1 tRNA gene and 1 rRNA gene are annotated in these 472 nt (G+C 46.0%); both read right to left on the minus strand.

Going from position 1 to position 472, the window contains the following annotated elements:
- Window positions 1–198: 198 nt before the first annotated feature.
- Window positions 199–274 (minus strand) — tRNA-Glu (locus A7Z06_RS21555).
- A gap of 85 nt (window positions 275–359) precedes the next feature.
- Window positions 360–472 (minus strand): 16S ribosomal RNA (locus A7Z06_RS21560); the annotation flags it as partial.

The following is a 472-nucleotide window of genomic DNA, read 5'->3' on the forward strand; positions in this document are numbered from 1 at the left end:
TAACCTCACAACCCGAAGATGTTTCGTAAAACACCATCGTGTTGCGAAAATTTGAGAGACTCACGAATAATCTTTCGACTATTCAGTGTTTCAATTTTCAGCTTGATCCAGATTTTTAAAGAGCAAATATCTCAAACATCACTCGTAAGTGAGTTTTGAGATATTAAGGCAGGTGACTTTCACTCACAAACCAGCAAGTGGCGTCCCCTAGGGGATTCGAACCCCTGTTACCGCCGTGAAAGGGCGGTGTCCTGGGCCTCTAGACGAAGGGGACGTATCAGTCTGCTTCGCAAGACGCCTTGCTTTTCACTTTCTATCAGACAATCTGTGTGAGCACTTCAAAGTACGCTTCTTTAAGGTAAGGAGGTGATCCAACCGCAGGTTCCCCTACGGTTACCTTGTTACGACTTCACCCCAGTCATGAATCACAAAGTGGTAAGCGCCCTCCCGAAGGTTAAGCTACCTACTTCTT

The sequence above is a fragment of the Escherichia sp. MOD1-EC6819 genome, assembly GCF_002965765.1.
Taxonomy (GTDB): Bacteria; Pseudomonadota; Gammaproteobacteria; order Enterobacterales; family Enterobacteriaceae; genus Escherichia; species Escherichia ruysiae.